Here is an 11,244-nt window from a genome sequence, read left to right as displayed (position 1 = left end):
GGGATATAGCGTTCTGTCGTATCGAAGGACTTGTGGTTCGCGGCATGTTGCAGGTCCAGCTTGCCGGCGCAGAGGCGCAGAGGCGCAGAGGCGCAGAGGCGCAGAGGCGCAGAGCGTCGTTGATCGCCCCTGCCCGCGTGTCCATCAGCTTAACCTCGCCGGGAACGCCGGCCTTTTCCGCATAGCGGCGGAAGCGGTCGCGGTATTTCTCGATCTTGAACGGCAGGCCGATGGCATTCTTGATCACCGGACCGATACGCTGATCCGACGGCACCGCGCGAAGGCGCGCCCAGAGGTCGGGAAGCGGCGACAGATCCCAGACCATTTCCGAGTCGTCGTGCCTTTCGGTCTTCGAGATCATTTTCGTGATCGTGCCAGCGTTCAGGTCGATCATGTCCCAGGTCAGACCGTCGCCCCAGCGGTAACGCCCACGAACGACGCCGGAAGCGTTCTCCGCCTCTTTCTCCTACATGAGGACCCACTGACGCCGCCAGCTTCGGCGTCTATGCGCGAGGTCCTGCCCCGGCTGACAGAACGAGCCAATCTTCTGATATCCGATCCGCCTTACCGGTTGACCTCGGGCGGGAAAAACACGCGCGAGCTGGGCGGCAAGCTGTCGAACGCGGTCTATGACAATTCCGGCGAGTTGTTCCCCATCGTCGAATGGGACGAAATGGCGCCGCTGTTCTTCAACGCCTGCGCGCCGGATGCGGACACGGCTAGCTCAGCATCAATCTTACGCGCCAGCCCTACGAGGATGCAGGCCCGGCAGATCATGCGGGCGCGTCAGGCGCGGGAAAAACGGCAATGAACAGAGTCAAAACACGGACGCGATAACCAGACTGACAACTGCTTGACGACCGGTCTGAAAAAACCTAATGAAGCCAAGGCTCCGGCGGGTTGGCGGAGAGGTTACGCAGCGGATTGCAAATCCGTGAAGACCGGTTCGATTCCGGTACCCGCCTCCATATTTTTCAATGACTTAGCAGACATGACCGGCCCGAGGGTATCACTCAGGGTATCACGTTGCTGTTCTGTGCTTGTTCTGTTCATTGTCGTTTACCCCGCGCCTGACGCGCCCGCATTTCCTGCCGGGCCTCGCCCGCGTACTTCGCAATCATCTCTTTGGTGGCATGGCCGGAATAGGCCGCGATCTCGTCATCATCGCAGCCAGCCCACGCCAGTTCCTTCACCCCGCGATAACGCAGCGCGTGAAGGTCATAGGCTTCAAGCCCCAGCCGCTTGCGCTCTTTCAGCATCAGATCAGCCATGTAGCGGAAGCTGATGGGGTTGCCGTCCCGCTTGATGAGGATGGGGCGGGCAGCGATAGGAACAGCGCCCAGAGCCGCCTTGGTGCGATCAAGCGCTGCCTTGAGCTGATCGGTGCAGGGCAGGACCAGCGGCTTGTCGGTCTTGTTCTGGCGCAGACTCAGGGAATCACCGTCATAGTCGCCCCAGCGGAAGCCGACCCAATCGCCGGGGCGCTGGACGCTGCCCACGCCAATCTCGAAGATTAGACGCGGCAGGCCCTCTGCCTCGGCCCGGAATTTCTCAACTGCCCAATCCGGCCAGGGCAGATGTTCGCGCTGCCGCTCGGTCGGGGTCTTGAGCGCCCGGACGCCCTTCGCCGGGTTGTCCCGGATCCAGCCCAGATCAATCGCGTGTTCGCAGAGAACAACCAGCATCTGAGGAATGTAATTCGCAAAGCGGGTGCGATGGGCATTTGCCTTCTGTGCCCCAATCACATCGGCCCGCGTCAGCGCTTTCACGTCTCGGCTGCCGATTTTCTCGCGCAGATAATCCATCACCTTGGGGTCCGCCTCTATCAAGCTGTTGCGCCAATCCGGCGAAACGCTGGCGGGCCGGATCGCCTATGCAGAGCTTGCCCCGCTCGATGCCAACGAGGTTCCCGCCGCCGATCTCGACAAGCTCTGGCTGCGCGGCGGCTTCCCGGACAGTTTTCTTGCCAAGGGCGATCAGGCCAGCCTGCGCTGGCGGCGCGATTTTATCCGTACCTATCTGGAGCGCGACATTCCCGCGCTTGGCCCCCGCATCGCCGCCGAAACCCTGCGCCGCTTCTGGACCATGCTGGCGCATCGGCAATCCAGCCTGTCGAACGGGTCAGAACTGGCGCGTGCGCTTGGTGTCGATGGAAAGACCGTGGCGTCTTACCTCGACCTGCTGGTCGATCTGATGCTGGTCCGCCGTTTGGAGCCCTGGCACACCAACACCGGCAAAAGACTGGTCAAATCGCCTCGCATCTATGTGCGCGACACCGGCATCCTGCATGCCCTTCTGGGCCTGACCACGCTCGATGACGTGTTGGGCCACCCGGTTGCCGGGGCGAGCTGGGAGGGCCTCGTCATCGAGACCGCCCATGCCACGATGCCCGTTGGGACACAGGCGCAGTTCTACCGCAGCGGCGCGGGAGCCGAGGTTGATCTGGTGCTGACCCTGCCGGGTGGGGCGGTCTGGGCGATTGAGGTGAAGCGCAGCCTTGCACCGAAGGTCGAGCGCGGGTTCCATTCCGCCTGCGAAGATCTGAAACCTGCGCGGCGGATCGTGATTTATCCCGGCACCGAGGCCTTCCCGCTGCAAAACGGAATCGAGGTCATGTCGTTGCACCAGCTGGGGCAAGACCTGCTGGCGCAGGACTGACTCTCACTCACGCGCCATGACGCGGAACATGCGGCCATTGTAGCGCGCCAGTTCATGCAGGCCCGGCGCGCGCCATGCGCGGATTTCCTGCCCCTCAGGCCCGAAGCTAGTCGTTGAGCCCGAGAGCCTGATCTGTCCCTGCGGCTGTGGCCTCATGCACAAGATCGGCGAAGACCGCACGGAGCGGTTGGACATCGTGCATGGCCGTTCTTCGTTTTGTCCAGCTTGGCCACCCGGCTTGCCAGATCAGGCCGCTCCCATTTCAAACCCACGATCTCCCCCGCTCGCATGGCCGTTTCCATCGCGAACAGGAAGGCCGCATATGCCCGCGCTGTGACCTTCGACAGATCATCACCGGCAGATATCGCCAGCATTTCCATCTCGGCTTTCGTGGGGAGCCTCTCACGGTGAGCCGGCGCGGCCGGGCGCTTCACGTCCTTTGCCGGGTTCCCGGAAATGATCCGCCATTCCTTCGACGCCTTGGTCAGGATCGCGCTCATCATGTCCAGCTCGCGCAAGACCGTGCCGGGTGCGACTTCCTTTTGCCGCCGATCCCGCCAGGCGGCAAAGTCGGTCGCGCTCAGATCCTTCATCGCCACCTCGGCAATAGCATCGCGGCGCATCCGTTCGATCCGGATCACCTCCGGACGCTCGCCCTTTTTCGTCGGGCTTACCTCTTCCGAATAGCGCTTCATCACCGCACCGAAAGTCTGGGCGCTGGAAATCTCATCTGCATGCAGGATGGTGTTATTCTTGGCGATTGGCCCAATCCTGCGCCTCTCGCTTGGTGGCGAAGGCCTTGCTCGACCGGTTGCCGTTGCGGGCTATTTCAGCGCGCCATTTATCGCGGTATCATCTGATGGAGGCCATGGTTTACGCACAGTGCGGAATTTGTGCGTAAACGGTTGCACATTTTTGCGCGCGTGACGCAATCAATCATGTGCGGCCGGAGAGGAAATGTTCATTTTTGTTCAGGTAAACGCTGATCTGGTGATCATCGGCGTTTAAGTGTGGTGCGGACGACGGGTCTCGAACCCGTAATTCCTTTCGGAAGGCAGATTTTCATCCCACTTCGGCTTTCGCCGCCGCCGGTTTCCCGGCGTTCGTGGGCTGGACTGTCCCTTTGCCATGGCCCCCGATGTCCAGGACATCTGCAAGGCTACAGGCACCACCCGTCCAGTCTCTACACCTTCCCCGGCAAGTCGCGCCGGGGCTTGGCTCGGGATTGGCATCAGAGCGGCCCCTGCGGGCCCCTCCCTTAGCTTTCCCCGAATTTGAGCGGTTCTGCACCACAGGTTTCCCCATGGGCACTCCAATTGTCAAAGTCTGCTGCGTATACCAGTTTCGCCACGTCCGCCCGGGCCCAACCGGGGCCGGTCGCGCCTCAATACACGGCCATGCGCGATTCGACAGCCCCGCCCGCACCTGGCCCGGCCCTTAATACCGGGCCCCGCATTGACAGAGGCTCCGCGCCTCCCTTTAGCTGCACCTGATCCAGCAAGGAGCCCGGACATGAGTGATTTCACCATCGAAAAGGAACTCTCGGGGCGCGGGGGGCGTTTCGTGATCCGGATGGGCGCGGATGAGGCGGAATTGACCTTTACCCGCCGCGCGCCCGATCTGATCTCGGCCGATCATACCGGCGTGCCGGATGCGTTTCGCGGCACCGGCGCCGGCAAGGCACTGGTCGAGGCGCTGATCGCGGATGCAAAATCCGAAGGCTACCGCATCCTGCCCTTGTGCAGCTTTGTCGAGGCGCAGCGCAAACGCCATCCCGAATGGGCGGATCTGTTCATCGCCTGATCGCCCCCGGCTTACCCCCCGGTAGAGGCCATGATGCGAAAGACGCAAGGGTCGGTCACCAGCTCGGGCGGGGTCTGGCAGAGGCCCTGCGCCACCTGCCACGCCGCCAGCACTTTCGGCACATAATCGCGGGTCTCGGCATAAGGCGGAACGCCGCCATTCTTGCGGACGGCACCCTCGCCCGAATTATAGGCCGCCAGCGCCATCAGCGGGTCATTGTCGAACTCATCCAGCAGCCAGTCGAGATAGGCGACGCCGCCCTTGATATTCTGCGCCGGATCGGTGGAATCGGTGACGCCGAAGCGCTTCGCCGTATCGGGGATCAGCTGCATCAGCCCCACCGCCCCGGCCGAGGACACCGCATCCTTGCGCCCCGCGCTTTCGATCCCCATCACCGCCAGCACCAGCGCCGGCGAGACATCGGTGCCGACCGTCGCGGTCAGGATGTCACGGCCATAGATCTCGGCAATGGTCTGCATCGACTGCATCCTGGGCGCCGAGACCGAGGCACCGTCCGGCCCCTTGGTCAGTGCCGCCATCGCGGCCGGGAAGCGCCCTGCCCCGCTGCTGATATCGGCGGGGATCAAGTCCCAGTACCAGGCGTAATTCGATTTCGGAGCCGGCCCGGGCGTCGCCCCGCCTTCCTGTCCCTGCTCCACGGGCGCAAGCGGGCGTTCCTCGGATTTCAGCGCCGGGTCTTTCCAGGCGGTGGCGGCCAGCCGGCGCGCCTGTTCCACCGGGTCGATCTGCACCGTGATTCGCTTGCCAGGCAGTTCCTCGCCGACTTTCACCCGACGGAAGGTAAAATCCTCCTGCTGGGCGAGAACCGCGCCGGGAATCCCCAGCGAAACCAGAATCACCGCAAGGGTGCCTGAGACTCGACGCGTCATTTCGGATGCCTGCTCTTTTTGTTTTGCGGGAAGAATCGCAGAGTTCCGGCCGCCCGCAAAGCAGAAAAACCGGCAAAAAAAGGCAAAACTGCCCCAATTGATCGAAATGCCACGCAATTTTCTGGCGTTAATCTTTCAAACTCGACGGAACTGAAAAATTAAAACCGATAAAAAACAGGCCGTTAACTATCCCTTAACCATGCCCTGGAAGCTGCTGCGAAAATGCCTCGCTCTCATCCAAAAGCCGCCACGATCCAGGGGCCATATGCACTCATCCCGAACGGAAGAGACGGACCGGAACAGAGGCCGACCGACAGACCCCGTAGCGGAGATGTAGAGCAAACCTGAGCACCTTTGAAAGGGACAGACCAATGAACGCTATGAATTTCATCAAAGACGAAGACGGCGCAGTCACCGTTGACTGGGTTGTGCTGACCGCTGCCATCGTCGGCCTCGGCCTGCTCGTGATGAGCGCCATCCGTCCGGCTATCTCGGGCCTCGGCGCGCAGATCGCTACCGAAGTCAACCTGACCGGCGACTGGCTGTCCGAGCAAGGCGCTGAACTCCGCAACTGATCTGCCCCAAAGGGTATGATCGCCTGATGGCGGAAATCCGGCCGCGTCCCAAACCGGGACGCGGTCGTATTGCTTTGGCGCATGAGGCCGGTCTGAGCCCGGCCCCTGATCGCCCTGCATGAATGGCATGATGAATGGCATGATGAATGGCATGGACCGTGACCGGGCCCGATCTGCCGCGCCCCATCGCCTGCCAGGCATCTGCGCATAAAGACGCATCTGCACATAAAGACGTCGGCTTCTCTTCGTGTTTCCCTGATTTCGCCGCATTCGGGCATCAGAACTCTCACCCATAACTGCCTGGCATCAGGGCGGTTGGTCAACCCAAGGAGACGCATTGTGCGCATGGCAGTTTCGGATTTCGTCAAAGACGAAAATGGCGCAGTAACTGTTGACTGGGTGGTGCTGACGGCCGGCGTTGTCGGGCTGAACATGGTCTTGCTTTTCGCGCCCGCGCGGGAGGCCCTCGTCGATCTGATGACGGAAATCGGCGTGACGATGGGCATCGTCGGCGAGGTCATGCAGGAATCGAACAATCTCGGCAACGGGTAAGCACCGCGCCCGGCCATATAGCGGACATTATCCCCAGGCCGGGCCTTGCCCGTCAGGTACAGTAATGAGAGGTTATTATGCGAGCAATCTTCGGTCTCGTCCTTATCATCGGGGTCGCCCTTGCCGGCTTCGCCGTATACATGGCACAGGGCTATATTCAGAACAGCGAGACCAAAATGAATGCCGCACTGGAGCGTGAGCGCCAGACCGGCAAGCTCGTCCAGGTCTTTGCGCTGAAAAAGCCGGTTAAATACGGCGACGGCATCGTGAAAGCGAATGTTCAGCAGGTCTGGGTCCAGGAGAAATTCATGCCTCCCGGCGCCTATACCGATGGCGACGTTCTGTTCCCCCCCGGTGCCACCAAGCCGCGTTTCGCGATGCGGTCGATGGAAACCAATGAAATTCTGCTGAACACCCGCCTGACCGAACCGGGCCAGGTCGCGGGTCTTGCCGGCAAGCTCGATCCCGGCATGAGCGCCTTCCAGGTCCGTGTCAGCTCGGCCTCAGGTGTTGCGGGCTTTGTGATGCCCGATGACCTGATCGACATCTACTGGACCGGCGCCGGCGGCACGGGTGAAATCACCCAGCTGATCGAAAGCGCCATGCGCGTGATCGCGGTGGACTCGGCGACCGATCAGTCGGAGGCCCGCTCCGGCTCGGCCAGGACGATCACCGTCGCCGCCTCGCGCGAACAGGTTGCACGTCTGGCCCAGGCCCAGTCCTCCGGTCGCCTGACCATGTCGGTCGTCAGCGGTCCGGCCGATCCCAATGCGTCCAAGGTCGAAATCGACCGCAACACGCTGCTGGGCGTCGAGGCACAGGAAGTCGCCGTAGCGGCCGAACCCTGCTACCGCACCACCCGCAAGGGCACCGATGTCGTCAAGGAAGAGATCCCCTGCGCGACCAACTGAGCGAAAATCCGGGGGAAGGCCACGCGCAGGCAGGGCCTTCCCCCTACCGTATCTGGGGGATCCCCCGCAGCTGAATACCTGGAATTGCCTGCCTGTTGCAGGTTATCCACATAAGGAAACCCCTCCAAGAGTTTGATTATTGCAAAAAAATGCGTAATCCGGCACTTTGGATGGATGTAAGGGCGATAAGACCCACATAACGAGGCGTGATCGAAAGGGCAGATCACATGAGCATTAAGACCAAAGTTGCGGCCGGATTTTTCGGCCTTGCAGTCGCGGTGTCGGTAGTTCCGGTTTCCGCTGAAGTGTTGCGCGTGATGTCTGGACAGGCCTCCAGCGCATTGAATGTACCGATGAACCGTGCGGTCGTGGTCGAGAGCGATGTTCCCTTCGCGGAACTCTCTATCGCCAATCCGGGGATTGCCGATATTTCGACACTCTCCGACCGCTCGATCTATGTTCTTGGCAAAGCACCCGGGCGCACCACGCTCACCCTGCTGTCGCCGGAGGGCAAGCTCATCTCGAACGTGGATGTGAATGTCACCCCCGATATCGCCGAATTCAAAGAGCGTCTGCGGCAAATCCTGCCGAATGAGACCATCGAGGTCCGCACCGCCAATGACGGGATCGTGCTTTCGGGCACTGTCAGTTCTACCGCGAAACTTGATCGCGCGCTGGATCTGGCCAACCGTTACGCACCGGACCGGGTCTCGAACCTGATGGTCGTCGGCGGCACCCAGCAGGTCATGCTGAAAGTGCGCTTTGCCGAGATGCAGCGGTCGGTGTCGAAGGGGCTGTCGGCCACCATCAACGCCAACAACAACAACAACGGCAATTTCAACATCCGCGGCCTTGCCGGCTCCAACTCGGCCGGTCCGGGGCTTCCCGGCGGTGGCGCCATCACCACGACGGCCCAGGGCGCATTTGGTCTGGGCTTCTCCTCCGGCTCGTTCCAGCTTGGCGTGCTGATCGAGGCGCTGGAATCCAAAGGCATGGTCCGCACGCTGGCAGAGCCTAACCTGACCGCGCTGTCGGGCCAGGAAGCCCGTTTCCTCGCCGGTGGCGAATATCCGATCCCGGTCTCGCAGGGCGGCACCGGCACGGGCGGCAATGCGATCACCGTCGCATACAAACCCTTTGGTGTCGAACTGAACTTCACCCCCTATGTGGTGGATGGCGACATCATCAACCTGCAGATCAACGCGGCGGTCAGCTCGATCGACAGCACGGTTTCGGTGGCGACCGGCGCCGGCATCCAGATCAACGGCTTCAAGCGCCGCGAGACGACCACAACGGTGGAAATGCGCGACGGCGAAAGCTTTGCCATCGCTGGCCTGTTGCAGGACGACTTCCGCAACTCGGCCAGCCAGGTGCCGTGGATTGGCGATGTTCCGATCCTTGGCGCCCTGTTCCGTTCGACGGATTTCCAGCGCAACCAGTCGGAACTTGTGATCATCGTCACACCGCATCTGGTCACCCCGGTCAAAGGCGAGGCGCTTGCTTTGCCGACCGACCGTGTACGGATCCCGACCGAAAGCGAGATGTTCCTCTATGGTGATGTGGCCAAACCCGCCAAGGGCGCGGCTGGTGAGGTTGCCCGTCAGGACTTCTCGTCCTCCTACGGCTATGTGATGGAGTGAGCAGATGCGCATGAATATCTCAACGCTTCTCGCCTCTGTCTGTGTGTTGTCGCTTGCCGCCTGTGGTGGCAGCGCCAACCGCGAGCTTGGCGCCCAGGTCGATAACGGCAATTTCGGCAATGCGACCATGCATAACTCGCTGATCCAGACGGGTCAGATGGAATATACCATCGCTCTGGCGCAGCGTTTTGCGGCCGAGGTTCCGGATACCGTGACCTTTGCCTTCAACTCGTCACAGCTGACACCCGAGGCTATGGCCATCCTCGACAAACAGGCGAATTTCATCCGCCAGTTCCCCGAGGTGCGGTTCAAGGTCTTTGGCCATACCGACCTTGTCGGCGGCCAGAGCTACAACAAAAAGCTTGGCCAGCAGCGTGCCAATGCCGTTGTCACCTATCTGGTCTCGCGTGGGGTGCAGAAGTCGCGCCTCCAGGCGGTGGTCAGCTATGGCAAGACGCGCCCGCTGATCCAGACCAATGCCCCCGAAGAGCGCAATCGCCGCACGGTCACCGAGGTCTCCGGCTTTGTGAAGTCGAACCCCTTGGTGCTGAACGGCAAATATGCCGAGATCATCTGGCGCAGCTATTCGCGGGAGTCGGCGGTGCGTCCGCATGGCGGCTCGACCGGCACCGTTTCGTCGGTGACGAGCGAAGGCTGAGGCCAGCTCCTCTTGCGATTGCAAAGGCCGGGCGAAAGCCCGGCCTTTTGCGTTTCCAGCCAGCGAATTACCAAAGATTGACGCTATTTCGGCCCCAATCTCGCCCAACTCGCCATGCAGATTGCTGCAATGAGAACGGTGTGCGGGCAATTCCGCGCGCGGCGTTTCAGGGGCTTTCTGCGTCTGGCTGCATTCTGGCCAACGGTTTTCCCCGATGACGCAGGGCAGAAAAACGTGAGGCGAGATGACGAGCGTGGCAACAATCCAGCCAGATCCTGCACCGATTGCGGCGTGCACTGTTTCGCGCGATGTGCAGAACTTTGAAATGCTCATCGACGAGATGGAGCGGGAAATGGGCGAGGCCTGGGGTGACCTGAGCTTCGAAGATGCCCTGGTCTTTCTGGACCAGCCCGAGGCTTCGGAACTGGAATTCATCGCAATCGCGCTGGATGCCGATGACGAGGGCGATCTGTCGCTGATCAGCAGCGTGATCCGGGCGGCGCGCGCGACCAAAACCCATGTGATCCTGGTGGCGAACCAGCTCAGCCCGACCGGCCTGCATCAGCTGATGCGCCTCGGCGCGGATGATTTCGTCCCCTACCCGCTTCCCGATGGCGCGCTGCATGATGCGATCACCCGCATCCGCGCCACGGCCACCGCCGAGGCCACAGCCACCGCCGCCCGTGTCGCGGCGCCGGTCGCAACCGGCAGTGCCCTTGTGCTGGTCGAAGACAACAGCAACGCGCCCTCCTTCCGCGCCAGCGGCAACCGGAACGGCCTTGTGCTGCCGATCCATGGCATGGCGGGCGGCTCGGGCTCTTCGACCTTTGCGGCGAATCTGGCCTGGGAACTGGCCAATAGCGACAAGATGAACCCGCCCCGCGTCTGCCTGATGGATCTCGATTTCCAATATGGCTCGATCGCGACCTATCTCGACCTGCCGCGCAAGGATGCGATTTTCGAGATCCTGACCGATCCGGGCCAGGTCGACAGCGATCTGCTGATCAAGTCGATGCAGACCTTCAACGACCGGCTTTGCGTCTTCACCGCCCCCGCCGAGATGTTGCCGCTTGACATCATCTCGGGCGAGGATCTCGGCCGGCTGATCGACATGGCGGTGACGAATTTCGATTTCGTGCTGATCGACATGCCGAAGACGGTTGTGACCTGGACCGAGGCCGTCCTCAGCCGCGCCCATATCTATTTCTCGCTGCTGGATCTCGATCTGCGCTCGGCACAGAACGTGCTGCGCTTTGTGCGCGCGCTGAAAGCCGAGGCGCTGCCGCATGAGAAACTGCGCTATGTGCTCAACCGGGCTCCGAAATTCACCGACCTTTCGGCCAAGGCGCGGGTCAAGCGGATGTCGGAAAGCCTTGATATCCAGATCGAGGTGCAGCTTCCCGATGGCGGTGCTGCCGTGACCCAGGCCAATGATCACGGCCTGCCGCTGGCCGAAAGCTCTGCCAAGAACCCGTTGCGCAAGGAATTGCAAAAGCTCGCAAAATCGCTGTTCGAGCTGAGCAAGGTCCAGGCCAGCGCCCGGTCGTAATTTTATCC

The 11,244-nt window shown here is 61.6% G+C and carries 11 protein-coding genes, 1 tRNA gene and 3 pseudogenes; 11 read left to right on the top strand and 4 right to left on the bottom strand.

Annotated features, from left to right (window positions below; genetic code table 11):
* Positions 1–394: pseudogene (locus DRF71_RS27850) on the bottom strand (hypothetical protein); the annotation flags it as partial.
* 111 nt (positions 395–505) lie between these two features.
* Between DRF71_RS27850 and DRF71_RS02135 the strand changes: the two are divergent.
* Positions 506–811, top strand: coding sequence for a hypothetical protein (locus DRF71_RS02135; RefSeq protein ID WP_112308963.1), 306 nt, complete (start codon positions 506–508; stop codon positions 809–811).
* Between the two features lie 83 nt (positions 812–894).
* Positions 895–968, top strand: a tRNA-Cys gene (locus tag DRF71_RS02130).
* An 81-nt stretch (positions 969–1,049) separates the two neighbouring features.
* Here the strand turns inward: DRF71_RS02130 and DRF71_RS02125 are convergent.
* Positions 1,050–1,805: a tyrosine-type recombinase/integrase gene (locus tag DRF71_RS02125; RefSeq protein ID WP_112308962.1), complete on the bottom strand. Its 756-nt coding sequence runs from the start codon at positions 1,803–1,805 to the stop codon at positions 1,050–1,052.
* A 4-nt stretch (positions 1,806–1,809) separates the two neighbouring features.
* Between DRF71_RS02125 and DRF71_RS02120 the strand changes: the two genes are divergently transcribed.
* Positions 1,810–2,658 (top strand): ATP-binding protein, encoded by an 849-nt coding sequence (locus DRF71_RS02120; protein ID WP_332872040.1) that lies wholly within the window; start codon positions 1,810–1,812, stop codon positions 2,656–2,658.
* Between the two features lie 109 nt (positions 2,659–2,767).
* Positions 2,768–2,857: pseudogene (locus DRF71_RS02115) on the top strand (IS66 family transposase zinc-finger binding domain-containing protein); the annotation flags it as partial.
* 55 nt (positions 2,858–2,912) lie between these two features.
* Here DRF71_RS02115 and DRF71_RS29295 read toward each other — a convergent pair.
* Positions 2,913–2,960, bottom strand: a pseudogene (locus DRF71_RS29295) (hypothetical protein); the annotation flags it as partial.
* 1,210 nt (positions 2,961–4,170) lie between these two features.
* On the opposite strand from DRF71_RS29295, the gene DRF71_RS02105 reads away from it, so the two are divergent.
* Positions 4,171–4,461 carry a GNAT family N-acetyltransferase gene (locus DRF71_RS02105; RefSeq protein WP_112308961.1) on the top strand — a complete coding sequence of 97 codons (291 nt, stop codon included), beginning with the start codon at positions 4,171–4,173 and terminating at the stop codon, positions 4,459–4,461.
* A gap of 11 nt (positions 4,462–4,472) precedes the next feature.
* On the opposite strand, the gene DRF71_RS02100 is transcribed toward DRF71_RS02105, so the two are convergent.
* Entirely contained in the window at positions 4,473–5,351 is an 879-nt protein-coding gene (locus DRF71_RS02100) for a lytic transglycosylase domain-containing protein (protein WP_112309923.1), read from the bottom strand.
* A 371-nt stretch (positions 5,352–5,722) separates the two neighbouring features.
* Here DRF71_RS02100 and DRF71_RS02095 point away from each other — a divergent pair, with 371 nt between their 5' ends.
* The 6 genes from DRF71_RS02095 to DRF71_RS02070 all read left to right on the top strand — a co-directional run bounded on the left by DRF71_RS02095 (position 5,723) and on the right by DRF71_RS02070 (position 11,236).
* Positions 5,723–5,926: a Flp family type IVb pilin gene (locus DRF71_RS02095; protein WP_112308960.1), complete on the top strand. Its 204-nt coding sequence runs from the start codon at positions 5,723–5,725 to the stop codon at positions 5,924–5,926.
* 345 nt (positions 5,927–6,271) lie between these two features.
* Positions 6,272–6,478, top strand: a complete 207-nt coding sequence (locus tag DRF71_RS02090; RefSeq protein ID WP_112308959.1) for a hypothetical protein — start codon at positions 6,272–6,274, stop codon at positions 6,476–6,478.
* 77 nt (positions 6,479–6,555) lie between these two features.
* A complete protein-coding gene (gene cpaB, locus DRF71_RS02085) occupies positions 6,556–7,389 on the top strand; it encodes a Flp pilus assembly protein CpaB (protein ID WP_112308958.1) in 834 nt (277 codons plus the stop codon).
* Between the two features lie 227 nt (positions 7,390–7,616).
* Positions 7,617–9,029, top strand: a complete 1,413-nt coding sequence (locus tag DRF71_RS02080; RefSeq protein ID WP_112308957.1) for a type II and III secretion system protein family protein — start codon at positions 7,617–7,619, stop codon at positions 9,027–9,029.
* Between the two features lie 4 nt (positions 9,030–9,033).
* Positions 9,034–9,687: an OmpA family protein gene (locus DRF71_RS02075; protein ID WP_112308956.1), complete on the top strand. Its 654-nt coding sequence runs from the start codon at positions 9,034–9,036 to the stop codon at positions 9,685–9,687.
* 244 nt (positions 9,688–9,931) lie between these two features.
* Positions 9,932–11,236, top strand: coding sequence for an AAA family ATPase (locus tag DRF71_RS02070; protein WP_112308955.1), 1,305 nt, complete (start codon positions 9,932–9,934; stop codon positions 11,234–11,236).
* Positions 11,237–11,244 lie beyond the last annotated feature (8 nt).

It is taken from the genome of Pseudogemmobacter bohemicus (assembly GCF_003290025.1).
In the GTDB taxonomy this organism is placed as follows: domain Bacteria; phylum Pseudomonadota; class Alphaproteobacteria; order Rhodobacterales; family Rhodobacteraceae; genus Pseudogemmobacter; species Pseudogemmobacter bohemicus.
This window is presented reverse-complemented; position numbering and strand designations above follow the sequence as displayed.